We start from the raw sequence: 18,847 nt of genomic DNA, 5'->3' as shown, positions 1-18,847 counted from the left end.
TTCTCCAATTTCGGACCATACCAGGTGAAGAAATATTGAAAATGGCAGCTGTGTCATAAGAAGATGTACCCTTTTCGTTCATATAATTGAGTACATTTAGTTTAAATTCCCCAGAATAATTTGTATAGGACTTAATAAATGCTTCCAGACCTTGTTGTTCATAAAGCCTAACCCATCCCCTGATAATGGATTTACTAACTCTTACTTCTTCCGCAATTTTTTCAAAACTTTCAATTCCCTCTGAATACCTTAATACAATTTGTATCTTATCTTCCGCTTTAAATTTGGACACAAAAACACCCCGTAAATGTTAGGTTAGTGTCTAACATTTACGGGGCAGTTCATTTTGGAGGGGCTTATATTTATTTGATTTAGTATGTCACTTCAAATTGGAAGGGTTGAAATTCAAGTTCATAATTATTTGAAGACCCCTCCATATAAACTTTCAAACTACCGGACTCGGCAACTTTTGGAAAAGTAAGAATACCTTGTGTTTTTATCCCTGGTAATATCTCTGACTGAATTTCAGGATATCCTGCTTCGTAATTATCAGAGGTTTCTAATTGTTGATCGTTAACTACTAACTTTGAATTAAAACTGTAGAATGAAATAGTGTCATTTGAGTTATTTGTAATATCAACAAATAAACGCGTTTCATTTTCTGCAATTTCTATTTTACTAATATTTAAAACAAATCCATGTTGGTCAATGTTCTGGTTAACGTCAACAGTTTTTATAGCTGGTGCAAATGCAGTAGCATAATCTGATTTCTCTACTTTATCTGCAAGAATTGTTGGCGCAGTAATCGTACCACCCATTGCATTTTCACCTTCAAAAGCATCCTCTACTTTACCCGAAATAAAGATGATGTCATCAACTTTTACATCAATATTTGGATCTTTAATTGCTACGATAGTATTTTTTTCTGAGTTATTTTCTGCATAGACTTGCATGTATGTGCCTTTATCATCTTTCTCAGGATCTACAAAAATTTTAGCAAAAAACTCTACTTTTGAACCTTTGTATTTCTTTGGATCAGAATACATCTTCGTAAATTCCTCTTTACTTAATAATTTTACTTCTTTGTTAGTTTCTTCTTTTTTTGATTCCTTTTTTGACGAAGAAGAACTTTCAGATGAACATCCGATTAACGAAATGATTAAGATAAGAACAATGGAAAAAACCACAGACTTTTTCAAATTAATTTCCTCCTTTTCTATTACGTTAATATCTTACAAATTTCGCAGGAAATTTACTATGCTTTCGACAAAGAATTCTCAATTTCGACAAATATTGGATATACCAAGTACATTTTATCGGAAATGAAATATCAATCCTGAGAATATTTCTTAATACGGCGGCTAAAGTATTTAGGTTTCTATATCTAATATTTTTCGAAAATAGTAGAAGGAATTTTCAGATAAATGCGGAACTATAAATTTCAAATCCTATTATTTAGTGAGCCTTTACATATGAAAATAGATTGCCAGAGTGGGTTTTCTATCAAGATATCAGCAAAAAGACTGGAGATAAAATCATATGAAAAAATTCCTCAAAAAATTATCTTGGCCCCAACGTGTCCTCATTTTATTAGCGGGATTAGCATTCTGTTTTTATTATTACAAGACAGGAGGGCCCATTCCGTTTACAAAAGATGTGGTCACCATGCAAAAAGAAATCAATGATGATGGAGAGACCATCGTCACATTGGTCGAGACTAATACGAACGTAAATGCTAAATTTCCTTCTGATATGTCAGAAAATGCGGTGATGGAAGCTATCCACCACATGTCCCATCAGAAAGTATATGCGGATAAAAAATGGGGTGCCCTTCCCTTAACACCTGAAAGAGTGAATCGTCTTATCACGGTTGTTGAACAAAACAAGGAAAAGTATATGAATGCTGAAGTATATTTGGATATCCTTGAACGTTGGGCGATGTATGATTTTTCAGTAGCGGATGAAGATCACAACGCTATTTGGAGATTGCAAGGAGGCAGCATTGGAGAGGCAATCAGTGTGTTGTCCGCGGAAGATGAAGCTGAATTCATCCAGGAACATTTTAAAGTAGAGCAATAATTGGGATTCGAGTTTGGATGGGGATTGATTCATCTGTCTCCATCCAAAAAGGAATATCTCGACAGAAACGGGAAAATAATCACAGATTGCGGGAATATTTTTTTCAAAACGGAAATAAATCCTCGCAAAAAGGAAATTATCCGCAATAACGGGAAATTAACATTCAACGGAGTACCACACACCTCAAAATGTCTACCTCTTTCTCCCCCACAAATAAAACCAATATCTTTCCATTCACCATTTCTAATCCTTGATGTAAAATAGCTAGCAGGGGGGATAAAGATGAACATGAAAGCTGGGCTATTTCAACAACAGACAATGAAACTGGCAATGACGCAAGAATTGACCCAGGCAATTACTCTCTTGCAATATAATGCTCAAGAACTCTCGGCATTTCTGGAAGATAAGGCGCTTGAGAACCCTTTCTTACAACTTGAGTCGGAGCATACTCGCCCGATGAATCCCCTGCGTGAACGAATTAAGCACAAACCGAGTAAAGTGAACGCGAGTTATGATCGTTCACAGTGGCTGCAGCAAATAGGCGAAATGAAGTTTTCTTTAGAAGAATACCTAATTGGCCAATTGCCTATGAAAAAATTATCAGCGCTTAAATTGAAGACTCTAAAGCGTATCATCCATGCATTGGATGAAAACGGTTACTTAATAGAAGGAACAGAACAAATTGCAGAGTCGCTAGGGACTACAACAAGCAAGGTGGAAGAGTGCTTAACGCTCCTTCATTGCCTTGAACCTGCCGGAGTGGGGGCTAGGAACTTGCAGGAATGCTTGCTGATACAGCTTGAGCATTTAGATGAGCCGGATGAGCTTGCGGAAACGATTGTGACAGAACATTTTGATGCTTTTTCCAAAAAGAAATGGAAAGAAATCGCGAAAGAGCTTGGAATTACCTTAAAAGAAGTTCAAGTGGTCTATGACCGTTTGCAATTATTGAATCCGAAGCCAGCTGCCTCTTTCCAAACAGAAAAAACGTCCTATATTGTTCCGGATGCCATCGTTGATTGGGATGGGGAACAATTTCATGTGCAGGTTTATGATGATATGCTTCCGAAAATCAGTTTCAATCAGCCGTACTTTGAAAAGTTCAGCAAGACGGATGAAAAGCAAGTGAATCAATTTTTACAAGGAAAGTATCAGGATTATCAATGGATTTTGAAGAGTATTGAACAAAGAAAAGAAACGCTTTTAAGAGTTGTACAGAAAATCGTTGAGAAACAACCGGGATTTTTTATCAAAGGTCCTAAGAATCTTAGACCTATGACGATGAAGGAAGTTGCTGGGGAACTGGATATACACGAATCGACTGTCAGTAGGGCCGTACGTGAAAAATACGTGCAAACCCCAAAAGGCACCTATGACCTTAAGTCGTTTTTTACAAGTATGATTCAAACTGTAACGGATGAAAATACATCGTCATCGCAAGTGAAAAACTTGATTTCACAACTTATTTCGGTTGAAAATAAAGCGAAGCCAATTTCTGATCAGGAGATTGCCGATACATTGGAAGCAAAGGAAGGAATCGTTGTTTCCAGACGGACGGTTGCGAAGTATCGGGATCAGTTAGGCATTCCTTCATCATCTAAGCGAAAAAGATACGAATAAAGGAGTTACCCATATGGAACCTACCATCATACATTTCTACACACGCAATCGCTGTCATTTATGTGAGAACGCAAAAAACATCCTGCAGGAACTTCAAATGGACTTTCACTTCTCAATCGAAGAGCATGATATTGACCTAAGTGACGAGTTGACGGAGCGCTACGGACTCATGATTCCGGTCGTTGTAATGGACGGGGAAGAGGTAGAATATGGGAATGTTAACAAATTAGTCATAAGTAAACGTTTACAAGAAAAAACTTCATTCATATGAGTTGAATTCGGTTTTCACCCCTGCTAGAATGTAATTTGTAACAGGGGTGATTTTTTTTACAAGTCGTGGGACATCATATGTCCATAAGGGACATTTTTAGACCACCACTGAGTTATAAAGGAGTTCACCATATGCGTTCATTTATCGACATCCAAAAAAGATTATTACCCGACCTCTTAAGTATCATGCACAAACGATACGATATTCTTCAGTACATAAGGTTGAGACAACCCGTTGGGCGAAGAAGCCTCGCAGCCAGCCTTGGTCTGACAGAACGGATTTTAAGAAGCGAAGTTGAGTTTTTAAAAGATCAGAACTTAATCTCTGCGAACAATATCGGAATGAGTTTGACGCAAGAAGGCATTGATTTGCTCGACAATCTTGATGGGTTAATGAGGGAATTGACGGGTATAGATGTTATGGAAGTCGAATTGCAACGCAAACTTGGCATTAGGCAAGTCGTCATCGTGCCAGGAGATAGCGACGAGTCACCTTGGGTAAAAAGTGAGATCGGTAGAGCTTGTGCGGCTTGCATGAAAAAGCTGTTAGTCGGAAAAAATATCATCGCTGTGACAGGTGGATCTACTTCAGCCGCGGTAGCAGAGAAATTGGTTCCTGAATTTGGAGACAAAGAATTGCTTTTTGTTCCTGCCAGAGGCGGAATAGGCGAAGATGTACAAAATCAAGCAAATACGATTTGTGCCATTATGTCGGCTAATACAAATGGAAAACACCGCACTTTTTACGTACCCGACCAAGTTAGCAGAGATATTTACGAGTCGTTTATCAAGGAACCGATCATTCATGAAGTTTTAGCGCTCATTCAATCAGCAAGCATGGTTTTGCACGGAATTGGGGACGCTATTACAATGGCTGAGCGTCGTAACACAAATCAAAATGATTTGGATAAGATTCAGGCGGGGAACGCTGTCGGAGAGGCTTTCGGTTACTATTTTAACGAAGAAGGCGAAATTATCCATAAAGTGTTAACAATTGGGCTGCAGCTCGATGATCTAGACAAGATTCCGAATGTGCTGGCAGTTGCCGGTGGCACATCGAAAGCAAAGGCAATTGGTGCCTACATGAAACAAGCACCTTCATCAACCATTTTGATAACGGATGAAGGCGCCGCGAAAATGTTATTAAAAGGGTAACCCCCTTTATATAAAATATATCAATCCTTAAAGACTCAAAGGAGGAAATTTATCATGGCAGTTAAAGTTGGTATTAATGGATTTGGACGTATTGGACGTGTGGTTTTCCGCGCAGCTCTAAAAAATCCTAACGTTGAAATTGTAGCAGTAAACGATCTTACAGATGCAAATATGCTTGCACACCTTTTAAAATATGATTCCGTTCACGGAACTCTTCAAGAAGATGTAAAAGTTGATGGCGACTACCTAGTAGTTGGCGGTCACAAAGTGAAGGTTGTTGCAGAACGCGACCCTGCATTACTTCCATGGGGTGAGCTTGGAGTTGACGTAGTAGTTGAATCAACTGGACGTTTCACTAAGCGCTCTGATGCTGCTAAGCACTTAGAAGCTGGCGCTAAGAAAGTTATCATCTCTGCTCCTGCAACAGATGAAGACATCACAATCGTAATGGGTGTTAACGAAGACAAGTACGATGCAGCTAACCACAACGTTATCTCTAACGCATCTTGTACTACAAACTGCTTAGCTCCATTTGCAAAAGTTCTTAACGACAAGTTCGGAATCAAGCGTGGTATGATGACAACTGTTCACTCATACACAAATGACCAACAAATCCTTGACTTGCCGCACAAAGACTACCGTCGTGCTCGTGCAGCAGCAGAAAACATCATCCCAACAACTACTGGAGCTGCAAAAGCAGTATCACTAGTATTGCCTGAACTTAAAGGCAAATTAAACGGTGGAGCAATGCGTGTACCAACTCCAAACGTTTCACTAGTTGACCTAGTTGCTGAGCTTGAAAAAGAAGTAACAGTTGAAGAATTGAACGCTGCGTTCAAAGAAGCTGCTGAAGGCGAACTTAAAGGTATCCTTGGATACAGCGAAGAGCCACTAGTATCTGGTGACTACAACGGGAATGCTTACTCTTCTACAATCGATGCACTTTCTACAATGGTTATGGAAGGCAGCATGGTAAAAGTAATCTCTTGGTACGACAACGAAACTGGTTACTCTAGCCGCGTTGTTGACCTAATTGACTTCATGGCGAAAAAAGGTCTTTAATTCCTAGCTAAAATTGGATAATAAAGACTGAAGCGTCTATACTGAAAAAGAATGTATGCTTTTCAAGGGGAGCGGGGAAGATTCCCCTCTCCTTTTATTATTTAGCTATGTTAAAGTACATTGTTGATTTTCTGCACTTTGTTGATTGTAGTGGAAGGCGCTTGACTCCTAGGGGACTAGCGGTTCAGGCGAGACCCCGCAGGAGTGTTAGCGACGAGGAGGCTCGGCGAACGCCCCCAGGACGAATTTGCTCTTGAAAAAGCCGGCATTTGGGATTTTTCAAAATTCGTCTAGGAAATCAAGCGACTGGAGCGGAAATCAACAGGCTAGTTTAACAGAGTCTATTATTTAAGGGCAATTGCCCGAATTAAGCTTTCAATCATAGGGAGGTTCCTTGCCATGAACAAGAAAACATTAAAAGATGTTGACGTGAAAGGTAAACGAGTATTTTGCCGAGTAGATTTTAACGTGCCGATGCAAGACGGCAAAGTAACGGACGAAACACGTATCCGTGCTGCCTTGCCAACGATCAAGCACTTATCAGAGCAGGGAGCAAAGGTTATTTTAGCAAGTCACTTTGGCCGCCCGAAAGGCAAAGTCGTAGAAGAAATGCGTCTCACTCCTGTTGCAGCACGTTTGTCTGATCTTCTTGGAAAAGAAGTTGCGAAGGCTGATGAAGCTTACGGAGAAGCTGTCCAATCTCAAATTGCTGCAATGAACGAAGGCGATGTATTGCTTCTTGAAAACGTTCGTTTTTACCCAGGTGAAGAAAAGAACGATCCAGAATTGGCAAAAGCTTTCGCAGAGCTTGCTGATGTTTATGTGAATGATGCATTTGGAGCGGCTCATAGAGCACATGCTTCAACTGAAGGTATTGCTCATCACCTTCCAGCAGTAGCAGGTTTCTTAATGGAAAAAGAAATCGAAGTGCTTGGTAAAGCTTTATTTAATCCTGAACGTCCTTTCACAGCGATCATTGGTGGGGCAAAGGTTAAGGATAAGATTGGTGTTATCGAAAACTTGCTTGAGAAAGTGGACAACTTAATCATCGGTGGTGGTCTTGCTTATACTTTCGTTAAGGCACAAGGACACGAAGTAGGCAAATCATTGCTTGAAGAAGATAAAATCGATCTTGCTAAATCCTTCATGGAAAAAGCAAAAGAAAAAGGCGTTAATTTCTACATGCCTGTTGATGTAGTCGTTGCAGACGATTTCTCACCAACTGCAAATAAGAAAGAAGTAAGCATCGAAGACATTCCTTCTGACTGGGAAGCTCTTGATATCGGACCAAAAACAGCTGCCATCTACCAAGATGTCATCAAGAACTCTAAGCTTGTTATCTGGAATGGACCAATGGGCGTATTCGAATTTGATGCATTTGCAGGCGGAACGAAAGCGGTAGCGGAAGCATTGGCCGAAGCAACAGATACATATTCGGTCATTGGCGGTGGCGATTCAGCTGCTGCTGTTGAAAAATTCCATTTAGCGGACAAAATGAGCCATATCTCAACTGGTGGAGGAGCTTCACTTGAGTTCATGGAAGGTAAGGAATTACCTGGCGTTGTCGCTTTAAACGATAAGTAATATAGCACGGAAGGATGAGCATATATGCGTAAACCTATCATTGCAGGAAACTGGAAAATGCAAAAAACACTTAGCGAAGCAAGAAGCTTTGTTGAGGAAGTAAACGGACTTGTTCCTAAGAAAGACAAAATTGACTCTGTCATTTGTGCTCCAGCCCTCTTTTTAGAGCGTTTAGTTGAAGTGACAAAGGAGTCTGACGTTGAAATCGGTGCGCAAAATATGCACTTCGAAGAAAGCGGCGCATTCACTGGCGAAATCAGCCCGAAAGCCCTTGAAGACCTGGGTGTGAAGTATGTCATCATCGGGCACTCAGAAAGACGGGAAATGTTCAATGAAACAGATGAGTCTGTAAACAAAAAGACATTAGCTGCTTTCAAATATAACTTAACTCCGATCGTTTGCTGTGGTGAAACATTGGAACAGCGTGAAAACGGTGAAACCATGACACTTGTAGGCTCTCAAATCGAAAAAGCTCTTGAAGGTTTGACTGACGAGCAAGTAAAGCAAACTGTTATTGCTTATGAGCCAATTTGGGCAATCGGAACGGGGAAATCTTCAACAGCAGCAGATGCAAACGAAGTGTGTGCACACATTCGTCAAGTCGTGGCTGAGAAGTTTTCACAAGAAGTGGCTGAAGCGGTCCGCATTCAATACGGTGGCAGTGTAAAACCTGAAAACATTCAAGAATACATGGCACAGCCGGATATCGACGGAGCGTTGGTAGGTGGAGCAAGCTTAGAGTCGAAGTCTTACTTGCAACTACTGGAGGCAGGAAGCAATGAGTAAAACTTCTCCTGTAGCCCTTATCATCTTAGATGGATTCGCATTAAGGGGCGAGCGTAAAGGAAATGCAGTAGCACAAGCCAATAAAGCTAACTTCGAACGATTCTGGAACAAATATCCTCACGCACAGTTAACGGCTAGTGGAGAAGCTGTTGGTTTGCCTGAAGGACAGATGGGGAATTCCGAAGTTGGACACTTGAATATTGGTGCGGGACGCATTGTATACCAAAGCTTAACTCGTGTTAATGTCGCTATTCGCGAAGGCGAATTCGTGAAAAATGAAACATTGGTTGCGGCAGTAGAACATGCTAAAAAGAATGGCACAGCCCTTCACTTGTTCGGTTTGCTATCGGATGGCGGCGTTCATAGCCATATTAACCATATGTTCTCCCTTTTGAAGCTTGCAGCTGATGAAGGACTTGAAAAAGTTTATGTTCATGCTTTCCTTGATGGACGTGATGTTGGTCCGCAAACGGCAGAAACATACATTCAGCAAACGCTGGACAAAATGAAGGAGTATGGCGTTGGCGAATTCGCAACGATTTCTGGACGCTATTATTCCATGGACCGCGATAAGCGTTGGGAGCGTGTTGAAAAATCTTACCATGCGATGGTAGATGGTGAAGGACCTAGCTATTCCGACCCTCTTGAAGTCGTGAAAGATTCTTATCAACACGGAATCTTCGATGAGTTCGTCTTGCCTTCTGTTATTACAAAAGAAGACGGACAGCCGGTTGCGACGATTCAGGAAAATGACGCTGTTATTTTCTATAATTTCCGCCCAGACCGTGCGATCCAAATATCTAACACGTTCACAAATGAAGACTTCCGTTCTTTTGACCGTGGACCGAAGCACCCGAAAAACCTATTTTTCGTTTGTTTGACTCATTTCAGCGAAACAGTGGACGGTTATGTTGCATTCAAACCGACAAACCTAGATAATACACTTGGTGAAGTATTAGCACAAAACGGTTTAACACAACTGCGCATCGCTGAAACTGAAAAGTATCCGCACGTAACGTTCTTCATGAGCGGTGGCCGCGAGCAGGAGTTCCCAGGCGAAGAAAGAATCTTGATTCCTTCTCCGAAAGTGGCAACTTACGACCTGAAGCCTGAAATGAGCGCTTACGAAGTAACGGATGCACTTGTAAAGGAAATCGAAGCAGATAAATTCGATGTAATCCTGTTAAACTATGCAAATCCTGATATGGTTGGTCACTCAGGTATGCTTGAGCCGACAATCAAAGCAATTGAAACGGTTGACGAATGTCTTGGACGCTTAGTTGACTTGATCATTGCAAAAGGTGGCACAGCCATCATTACAGCTGACCACGGAAATGCTGACGAAGTGGTAACACTTGAAGGCACTCCAATGACTGCACATACGACAAACCCAGTACCTGTCATCGTGACAAAAGAAGGTATGGAATTGCGTGAAGACGGTATCCTTGGTGACTTAGCACCAACGATTCTGGACTTACTGAAAGTTCAAAAGCCAGTTGAAATGACTGGAACAACACTAATTAAGTAAAATAAATCAGGACCTGAAGAGTGATTGCTGACGGCAACCTGATAATAAAAGAGTGGAAGATATCCGTGGGCCCGCGGATAACGGAAGCCAAAAACTAAAAACAACAATTAAACTCAAGGAGAGATACCATTATGCCATTTATTTCTGACGTATACGCACGCGAAGTTTTAGACTCACGCGGTAACCCAACAATCGAAGTTGAAGTTTTCACTGATTCAGGCGCTTTTGGTCGCGCAATCGTTCCAAGTGGAGCATCAACTGGTGAACACGAAGCAGTAGAATTACGTGATGGCGACAAGAGCCGTTACCTTGGTAAAGGTGTATTGAAAGCTGTTGAAAACGTAAACGAAACAATCGCTCCATTCCTAATCGGCGAAGAGTTCAACGTACTTGATCAAGTTTCTATCGACAAAGCTTTGATCGAACTTGATGGTACTGACAACAAAGGTAAATTAGGCGCTAACGCTATCCTTGGTGTGTCTATGGCTGTTGCACACGCTGCTGCTGACTACCTTGATATGCCTTTATACCAATACCTTGGCGGATTCAACGCGAAGCAACTTCCAGTTCCAATGATGAACATCGTTAACGGTGGCGCACACGCTGACAACAACGTTGATATTCAAGAATTCATGGTAATGCCTGTTGGTGCTGAAAGCTTCAAAGAAGCATTACGCATGGGTGCTGAAATCTTCCACAGCTTGAAAGACGTTCTTAAAGGTAAAGGCCTTAACACTGCTGTAGGTGACGAAGGCGGATTCGCTCCAAACCTTGGTTCAAACGAAGAAGCACTATCTACAATTATTGAAGCAATCGAAAAAGCAGGCTACAAGCCAGGCGAAGAAATCATGCTAGCAATGGACGTTGCATCTTCTGAGCTTTACAGCAAAGAAGACGGTAAATACCACCTTGCTGGTGAAGGTCTTGTGAAAACTTCTGCAGAAATGGTTGACTGGTATGAAGAGCTTGTTTCTAAATATCCAATCATCTCTATCGAAGACGGTCTTGACGAAAACGACTGGGAAGGTCACAAGCTTCTAACTGAGCGCATCGGCGGTAAAGTACAATTAGTTGGTGACGATCTATTCGTTACAAACACTTCTAAACTTGCTGAAGGTATTGAAAAAGGAATTGCTAACTCAATCCTTATCAAAGTTAACCAAATCGGTACATTAACTGAAACTTTCGATGCAATCGAAATGGCTAAGCGCGCTGGTTACACAGCAGTTATCTCTCACCGTTCTGGTGAAACAGAAGACAGCACAATTGCTGACATCGCTGTTGCAACAAACGCTGGTCAAATCAAGACTGGTGCACCATCACGTACTGACCGTGTTGCGAAATACAACCAATTGCTTCGTATCGAAGATCAATTAAACGAAACAGCTCAATTCTTAGGAATCAAATCTTTCTACAACTTAAAGAAATAATGATTTCTTGAAAAAAGCTCGCACTTTTTATAGGGTGCGAGTTTTTTTTCTGTTTTGAGGGTTTCTTCATTAGGCTTGATTCGTGTTATTTACGCCTTATTAACTTGTTTATTCCCCCTCTCAATGAATTCATATGGCTTTCTGAGGGAGGGTGCTGTTTTGTTTGTGTAATTGTATAGTTTACTCGCGAGAATCAGAGTTTTACTCGTGTAAATTCTAGTTTTACTTGGGTAAATCTCGATTCTACTCGCGCCTGACAAAATTCAGACACTTTCTAGCAAATCTACTCCCGATTTTTCAGATAGGGAAAAGTTAATCCGAGTTTCCACTTCATTCCCAAAGCTTAAAACCTTCTATTGTTAAAAAAACAAAATTATGATAAATTTAAAATAATGTAAATGTACGTTAACGGAGGTGGACTTCATGCACGCATTATTAGTTACATTATTAGTCATCGTAAGCCTTGGACTTATTCTTGTTGTCTTGCTTCAATCAGGCAAAAGCGCAGGTTTGTCCGGTGCCATTTCAGGTGGTGCTGAGCAACTTTTCGGCAAGCAAAAAGCACGCGGAATCGACTTGGTACTTCACCGAATCACGGTTGTACTGGCTGTCTTATTCTTTGTCTTAACAATTGCAGTATCATATTTCAAATTATAAGATCAATCAAACCTGGCCTTAACCGGTCAGGTTTTTTGATTTTTTCTACAGAGTCACATAGCTTGGAAGCTTATCGAATTATATAATGCTTATTTCTGGAATGTGTGGGTCATGTTTGTTTAAACTAAATTCATAATCGTATTTTGATTCTGTTGTTCAAACGTTTGTTTAAAGAGTGTAGAAGCCATGTCCCATAAGGGATTTGCAAAACTAAACAAACGTTTGGTTAAACTTATTTCACCATTTAAGTGAAAGTAATTTGTTAATAAAGGAGTTTTACATATGAGAGTTGCAATGCCAAAGCCATTTACTTTTGAAGGAGGAAATAGAGCCGTTCTGTTGTTGCACGGTTTTACTGGCAATTCCTCTGACGTTAGGATGCTAGGCAGATTCCTCGAGAAAAAGGGATACACTTGTCACGCACCACACTATAAAGGTCACGGCGTTCCACCAGAAGAACTTGTTCATACAGGTCCAGAAGATTGGTGGCAGGATGTCATGGCGGGCTATGAATTTTTGAAAAATAAAGGTCATAACGAGATCGCTGTTGCAGGGCTTTCCCTCGGCGGGGTATTTTCTTTAAAATTAGGTTACACTGTTCCTATAAAGGGTATCGTACCGATGTGTGCTCCAATGTATATTAAAAGTGAAGAAGTGATGTACCAGGGAATTCTTGACTATGCCCGCGAATATAAAAAGCAGGAAAGAAAGTCTGAACAGGAAATTGAAACAGAGATGATCGAATTCCAAAAGACACCAATGAACACACTTAAGGCACTTCAAGGACTAATCAGTGATGTCAGAAATCATGTTGATATGATTTATGCCCCAACATTTGTCGTGCAGGCGAGAAATGATCATATGATTAATACAGACAGCGCGAATATCATTTATAACGAAGTAGAATCAGATTTGAAAGAATTGAAGTGGTATGAAAATTCCGGTCACGTGATTACGCTTGATGTGGAAAAGGAACAGCTTCATGAAGACGTTTATAACTTTTTAGAAAAATTGGATTGGCACAATTAGGATAAGCCCAAATTCATAAAATATAAATCCTCAAAAGGAGGAATCTGCTTGGAAGAAAACATTCAAAACCATATAGACAGGTTATTGCAGTATATGAAAGACGAGGCTTATAAGCCGCTAACGGTTCAGGAGTTAGAAACAGCTTTTGGAATAAGTGACTCCAGTTCTTTTAAAGAGTTTGTGAAAGCACTCGTGGTCATGGAAGAGAAAGGCCTCGTCGTCAGAACGCGCAGCAATCGTTACGGTCTGCCGCAAAAAATGAATTTAATTAAAGGTAAACTGACGGGCCATGCAAAAGGGTTTGCCTTTGTTGTGCCTGAAGAACCAGGGGCAGATGATATTTTCATTCCGCCAAATGAAACGAACAATGCAATGCATGGTGACATCGTTCTTGTTAGAGTTTCCTCGGAAACGTCTGGTGAGCGACGCGAAGGAAGTGTTGTACGTATTCTTGAAAGAGGCGTCCAGCAAATCGTCGGGACTTATACGGAAAGCCGTAATTTTGGATTCGTGTTGCCTGATGATAAAAAGTTCGCTAGTGATATTTTTATCCCGAAATCAGCTGCCAAAGGTGCCATTGAAGGTCATAAAGTAGTCGTCAAATTGACGACGTATCCGGAAGGGCGTAAAAGTGCTGAAGGAGAAATCGTCGAAATCCTTGGGCACAAAAACGATCCTGGCGTCGATATTCTTTCTGTTATTCATAAACACGGATTGCCGCTTGCTTTCCCTGATGATGTATTGCAGCAAGCAAATGAGGCGCCAGATACAATAGATGAGAGCGAAATCGCTAATCGTCGTGATTTAAGAAGCCAAACGATTGTCACCATCGATGGTGCCGATGCGAAAGACCTTGATGACGCGGTAACGGTAACGAAGCTAGAGAATGGCAACTATAAACTTGGCGTCCATATCGCAGATGTTACATATTATGTGACAGAAGAATCGCCAATTGACCGTGAGGCTGCAGATCGTGCGACAAGTGTGTACCTCGTTGACCGTGTTATTCCGATGATCCCTCATCGTCTATCTAACGGGATATGCTCATTGAATCCTCAAGTTGACCGCTTAACCCTATCTTGTGACATGGAGATTAATCCTGATGGCGAAGTCGTTCATCATGAGATTTTCCAAAGTGTCATCAAGACTGCTGAGCGAATGACTTATACGGATGTTAAAAAGATCCTTGTTGATCAAGACGAGGAATTAATAGAGCGTTACAAACCACTTGTACCTATGTTCAAAATGATGGAGGAGCTAGCGGCTATCCTGCGCAAAAAGCGTATGGCGCGTGGTGCGATTGACTTTGATTTTAAAGAATCAAAGGTTTTGGTTGAAGAAGACGGTAAGCCAACCGATGTTGTCTTGCGTGAACGTTCTGTCGCTGAGAGATTGATTGAGGAGTTCATGCTATGTGCCAACGAAACGGTTGCTGAGCATTTCCACTGGCTCGACGTACCTTTCATTTACCGTATCCATGAAGATCCAAAGGAAGACAAACTTAGACGTTTCTTTGAATTCATTACGAACTTCGGCTATATCGTGAGAGGAACGGCAAATGACGTTCACCCACGAGCGCTTCAGGAGATCATCGAAGAAGTTCAAGGGAAGCCAGAAGAGATGGTTGTGTCTACTGTCATGCTTCGCTCCATGCAACAGGCAAAGTATGATCCGAACAGCCTTGGTCACTTCGGATTATCTACGGAATTCTACACCCATTTCACATCACCGATTCGCCGTTATCCTGACTTAATCGTACACCGTTTGATCCGTACGTATTTAATAGAAGGAAAGCTCGATCAACCTACAAGAGAGAAGTGGAATGCTCGCCTTCCTGAAATTGCGGATCATTCTTCAAAAATGGAACGTCGCGCTGTCGATGCTGAACGTGAGACGGATGAAATGAAGAAAGCAGAATACATGGAAGACAAAATCGGTGAAGAATACGATGGTATTATTAGTTCTGTCACGAACTTTGGCTTATTCGTCGAATTGCCGAACACAATTGAAGGTCTTGTTCATGTTAGCTATATGACCGATGATTACTACCGCTTTGATGACCGTCATTTTGCCATGATCGGTGAGCGTACAGGCAATGTGTTTCGAATTGGGGACGAAATTACCGTACGTGTCGTTAATGTGAAAAAAGAAGAGCGCTCCATCGACTTTGAGATTGTCGGTATGAAAGGAACGCGTCGTCCTGATGAGCGCAGTGGTCCAACGAAAATCTTCAAAACGGGAAGCGATTCAAAGAAACCGCGCCGCAATAAAGAAGGCGACAAGCCTAAATCACGTGGTGGAGGCGGAGGAAAGCCTTCCGACGATTCGAAAAATAAATCTAAGAAGAAGCGTAAGTTTTTCGAGAATGTTCCTAAAGCGAAAAGCAAGAAACGCAAGAATAAATAACAATGACGAGAAAGAGGGCTCAGAGCTGGGCTCTCTTTCGTTGTAGTAGTAATAGCAATTTGCTAAAATAGAGATAGATGAGGGGGAAGTTACAATGCCAAAAGGTGAAGGGAAACTCATTTCCAATAATAAAAAAGCGTATCACGATTATTTTATCGAAGAAACATTCGAAGCTGGCATCGTTCTTCAGGGTACGGAAATCAAAGCTATTCGTGCTGGGCGTATCAACCTGAAAGATTCGTATGCTAAAATTTTTAACAATGAAATCTTTTTGTACAGCATGCATGTTAGCCCATATGAGCAAGGAAACCGCTATAACCACGATCCATTAAGAACAAGAAAGCTTCTATTAAAACGTCGCGAAATTGCCAAGTTGATTGGTGAAACAAAGCAAGCAGGCTATGCACTCGTACCGTTAAAGCTATACTTGAAAAATGGCTTTGCCAAAGTTTTGATTGGTCTTGCAAAGGGTAAAAAGAATTATGACAAGCGTGAGGATTTAAAGCAGAAAGAAGCGAAACGTGACATTGAGCGTGCCTTCCGCGACCGTCAGAAGTAAATACAGATATTTACAATTGAAATATCTGCTCACTGTGTTATAATAAGTTATGTCGCAGGAGCGACGATGACTTTTGCTCAAACTTAACTTGAGCATCCCGAACGTCAGGGCGTGTAAATCTTAAATGTGATTTTCCGCTTATACTCTTACATGGGGACGCTACGGATTCGACAGGGGTAGTTCGAGCTTGGGTTGCGAGTCGAGGGGATCGGCCTCGTTAAAACGTCAAAGCCAATAACTGGCAAAACTCAAAACAACTTCGCTTTAGCTGCTTAATAGCGCTTAGCGGTTCCTCCCTCCATCGCCTATGTGGTAGGGTAAGGGACTCACTTTAAGTAGGCTACGCCGGATTCCACCGCCTGAGGATGAAGGAAGAGAACAACCAGGCTAGCTGACCGGACGCCTGTCGATAGGCATAAGGATCAGCGAAACGCCAATATGTCGACTACACTCGTAGAAGCTTAAGTGCCGATATCTTTGGACGTGGGTTCGATTAGTAATTAGTCGCCTTGTGTGGTAACACACAAGTGAAAATCTGGCTTTATCGGTGAAACCTAACTCGTCAACATGACGACAAGGCAATGCCGAGCGGTATGTGGAGTAATCCAACAGCCGTGTATCGACTTATAGGCTGCCCCAAGTGGTAGTACTAGGATGCGAAATCCGGCTTGAGAGACTCAAGCAAATATATGATTCGCATAATACGCCAGAGGGCCTTCAGATTGAAGGTTCAAGATATAGTCAGTGCCATGACGAAAGCATGGAAGTGCACGTCCCACCGTCTCCACCAAATACATATTTGGTGGTTTTTTATTTGGTTTTGTGACTTAAAGCATAAAAATGTCACCATTACATCATTATGCTTTAAAAAGTTAATGACAATAATATGCTTTAAACTAAAAAAAGAGTTGCAAAGTGGGAATATTTTGTTATTAATAAAGGAGCATTCTCGTGAAATTATTATACTATGTTTTAGAAGATAGAATTGAAACAAGAATTGTCCAAGTGGATAATGCACAAGAAGTTTTAAAAGTCCTTTTAGGGGAAAATACAAATTGATATATCGGAAATTAATGATATAATAAACATATGGATATCATAGAAATTTTTAAAGCATTGTCTAATGAAAAACGTTTGCAGATTTTGAAGTGGTTAAAAGAGCCTGAAAACTATTTTACCCTCCCTATTTCTGAAGGGGTTAGCTTTGAGAAAGAGGGTGTATGCGTATCACAGCTGCATCAAAAGTTAAATGTAACACAATCAACGGTTTCTCAATATCTTACTATGTTACATCGGGCTGGGCTACTCGAAGCAACGCGTAAGGGGAAGTGGACATACTATAAGCGTAATGAAGAAGTGATTAAGGAAATAAGCTATTACATTGCGAAAGAGATTTGAGGATTAAAGTGAATTGCTTGAAGCAATTCACTTTAATTAATTACTATATATCGAGATTTCAGAATATATAAATATGCTAGGTCATCTATTTTTTTATTAAAATAAATCGTTAATTCGCGATATATTAATTTATTATATACGCTTCTATGATTTCAGCTTTATTTAAGGAGCTGATTTATTAATTATAGTAAGGAAGAAATGGTGTCATAAAGGATAAGGATGAAGTATTCGCTTTTGTTTCCTATTGATCCAAAACAATCCGTTGTTTAATAATATACTGAAATTCTAAGAGATGAAAAGGGAGATAATAAACATGAACAAATTTGAAAAACATAATGGATATTCGAGAACATTTCAAGAAAATAAACTTACTTTAGGTTTGCTTTTTCCACTTGAAGCCTACCAAGGCAACATTCCAGAAATGGATTTGGAACAACAAATAAAACTAGCAACTGTTGCTGAAAAAGCCAATTTTGCTTCTCTATTTGTCCGAGATGTTCCATTAAATGATCCGTCATTCGGAGATGTAGGACAAATGTATGATCCGTGGGTATTCCTTAGCCATATAGCAGCGCATACAAAGAAAATTGCCTTAGGAACAGCAAGTGCGATAACGTCATTTCAACATCCATTAAATCTTGCTAAATCAGCAGCATCCTTGGACAAAATCTCAGGGGAAAGACTTTTATTTGGTCTTGCAACGGGAGATCGTCCGATTGAATTTAACGCTTATGGCCTTGACCGAGAAAAAAGGACTGAATTATATCAAGAAGCTTTTTATGTGATGAAGGAAGTTTGGGCAAAATCATTCCCAACGATTAATTCTAGTAGGGTAAGTCTGACTGGAGGAACAGATCTTCTGCCAAAACCAGTTTTAGGCGATATCCCAGTATTTGTAACAGGTTTTTCTGGGCAATCGATGGAATGGATTGCGGAAAATAGTGATGGAATACTTGGTTATCCACGTAACCCAGCTCAACAAGAGAGACTCATTAGAGATTATCGTTCATTAACAGATGGATTTAAACCATTTGCCCAATCGCTATATATTGATTTAACTGAGGATCCGAATGAAGGGCCAACATCTATTCACTTAGGGTTCAGAAGTGGCCATAAATTCTTAATCGAATTTCTAAACGCATTACAAGAAGTCGGAGTTAACCATGTGTTTATAAATAACAAATATAGTCGTCGCCCTGCGGAAGAGGTAATACAAGAATTAGCGGAAGAAGTAGTCCCTCTATTTCCTGCATTAACGTAATCGAGCGCCTATTTATGAGTTCA

At 40.7% G+C, this 18,847-nt stretch carries 17 protein-coding genes and 1 other RNA gene; 16 read left to right on the top strand and 2 right to left on the bottom strand.

The features are described 5' to 3' along the window. The coding region (locus BMZ31_RS17200; protein ID WP_139205970.1) for a helix-turn-helix domain-containing protein at window positions 1-292 on the bottom strand (292 nt) is incomplete at its 3' end. A gap of 79 nt (window positions 293-371) precedes the next feature. Next, the gene (locus tag BMZ31_RS17195) at window positions 372-1,199 is read right to left on the bottom strand and encodes a DUF4352 domain-containing protein (RefSeq protein ID WP_090833156.1); all 828 of its coding nucleotides are present in this window, start codon (window positions 1,197-1,199) and stop codon (window positions 372-374) included. A gap of 340 nt (window positions 1,200-1,539) precedes the next feature. Between BMZ31_RS17195 and BMZ31_RS17190 the strand changes: the two genes are divergently transcribed. The 16 genes from BMZ31_RS17190 (at window position 1,540) to BMZ31_RS17115 (ending at window position 18,824) form a co-directional block, all read left to right on the top strand. Then, window positions 1,540-2,079 carry a DUF6241 domain-containing protein gene (locus BMZ31_RS17190; protein ID WP_090833155.1) on the top strand — a complete coding sequence of 180 codons (540 nt, stop codon included), beginning with the start codon at window positions 1,540-1,542 and terminating at the stop codon, window positions 2,077-2,079. A gap of 282 nt (window positions 2,080-2,361) precedes the next feature. Then, complete coding sequence (gene rpoN, locus BMZ31_RS17185) at window positions 2,362-3,699, top strand: RNA polymerase factor sigma-54 (RefSeq protein ID WP_090833154.1); 1,338 nt, start codon at window positions 2,362-2,364, stop codon at window positions 3,697-3,699. Window positions 3,700-3,712: 13 nt separating this feature from the next. Beyond that, window positions 3,713-3,970, top strand: a complete 258-nt coding sequence (locus BMZ31_RS17180) for a glutaredoxin family protein (protein WP_090833153.1) — start codon at window positions 3,713-3,715, stop codon at window positions 3,968-3,970. A 131-nt stretch (window positions 3,971-4,101) separates the two neighbouring features. Further along, the gene (locus tag BMZ31_RS17175) at window positions 4,102-5,124 is read left to right on the top strand and encodes a sugar-binding transcriptional regulator (protein ID WP_090833152.1); all 1,023 of its coding nucleotides are present in this window, start codon (window positions 4,102-4,104) and stop codon (window positions 5,122-5,124) included. Window positions 5,125-5,178: 54 nt separating this feature from the next. Further along, window positions 5,179-6,186, top strand: coding sequence for a type I glyceraldehyde-3-phosphate dehydrogenase (gene gap, locus BMZ31_RS17170; protein WP_090833151.1), 1,008 nt, complete (start codon window positions 5,179-5,181; stop codon window positions 6,184-6,186). A 399-nt stretch (window positions 6,187-6,585) separates the two neighbouring features. Further along, window positions 6,586-7,770, top strand: a complete 1,185-nt coding sequence (gene pgk / locus BMZ31_RS17165) for a phosphoglycerate kinase (protein WP_090833150.1) — start codon at window positions 6,586-6,588, stop codon at window positions 7,768-7,770. 24 nt (window positions 7,771-7,794) lie between these two features. After that, a complete protein-coding gene (tpiA, locus tag BMZ31_RS17160; RefSeq protein WP_090833149.1) occupies window positions 7,795-8,556 on the top strand; it encodes a triose-phosphate isomerase in 762 nt (253 codons plus the stop codon). After that, the gene (gene gpmI, locus BMZ31_RS17155) at window positions 8,549-10,084 is read left to right on the top strand and encodes a 2,3-bisphosphoglycerate-independent phosphoglycerate mutase (RefSeq protein ID WP_090833148.1); all 1,536 of its coding nucleotides are present in this window, start codon (window positions 8,549-8,551) and stop codon (window positions 10,082-10,084) included. The genes tpiA and gpmI overlap by 8 nt, the downstream gene beginning before the upstream one ends. Before the next feature lie 131 nt (window positions 10,085-10,215). Next, the gene (gene eno, locus BMZ31_RS17150) at window positions 10,216-11,514 is read left to right on the top strand and encodes a phosphopyruvate hydratase (protein ID WP_090833147.1); all 1,299 of its coding nucleotides are present in this window, start codon (window positions 10,216-10,218) and stop codon (window positions 11,512-11,514) included. A gap of 423 nt (window positions 11,515-11,937) precedes the next feature. Beyond that, entirely contained in the window at window positions 11,938-12,171 is a 234-nt protein-coding gene (gene secG, locus BMZ31_RS17145) for a preprotein translocase subunit SecG (protein WP_090833146.1), read from the top strand. Between the two features lie 282 nt (window positions 12,172-12,453). Next, window positions 12,454-13,200, top strand: coding sequence for an alpha/beta hydrolase (locus BMZ31_RS17140; RefSeq protein WP_090833145.1), 747 nt, complete (start codon window positions 12,454-12,456; stop codon window positions 13,198-13,200). Window positions 13,201-13,248: 48 nt separating this feature from the next. Next, window positions 13,249-15,606 carry a ribonuclease R gene (gene rnr, locus BMZ31_RS17135; RefSeq protein WP_090833144.1) on the top strand — a complete coding sequence of 786 codons (2,358 nt, stop codon included), beginning with the start codon at window positions 13,249-13,251 and terminating at the stop codon, window positions 15,604-15,606. Window positions 15,607-15,700: 94 nt separating this feature from the next. Next, on the top strand, window positions 15,701-16,165 hold the full coding sequence (gene smpB / locus BMZ31_RS17130; RefSeq protein WP_090833143.1) for an SsrA-binding protein SmpB: 465 nt from the start codon (window positions 15,701-15,703) through the stop codon (window positions 16,163-16,165). 160 nt (window positions 16,166-16,325) lie between these two features. Beyond that, window positions 16,326-16,661, top strand: a transfer-messenger RNA (tmRNA) gene (gene ssrA, locus BMZ31_RS17125). 593 nt (window positions 16,662-17,254) lie between these two features. After that, the gene (locus tag BMZ31_RS17120; protein ID WP_090833142.1) at window positions 17,255-17,563 is read left to right on the top strand and encodes an ArsR/SmtB family transcription factor; all 309 of its coding nucleotides are present in this window, start codon (window positions 17,255-17,257) and stop codon (window positions 17,561-17,563) included. A 313-nt stretch (window positions 17,564-17,876) separates the two neighbouring features. Continuing rightward, window positions 17,877-18,824, top strand: coding sequence for an LLM class oxidoreductase (locus BMZ31_RS17115; RefSeq protein WP_090833141.1), 948 nt, complete (start codon window positions 17,877-17,879; stop codon window positions 18,822-18,824). The last annotated feature ends 23 nt before the right edge of the window (window positions 18,825-18,847 follow it).

This window comes from Bacillus sp. cl95 (assembly GCF_900115925.1).
Taxonomy (GTDB): domain Bacteria; phylum Bacillota; class Bacilli; order Bacillales; family Cytobacillaceae; genus Neobacillus_A.
Note: the sequence above shows the minus strand (reverse complement) of the source record. Positions and strands in the feature narration are given on the sequence as shown.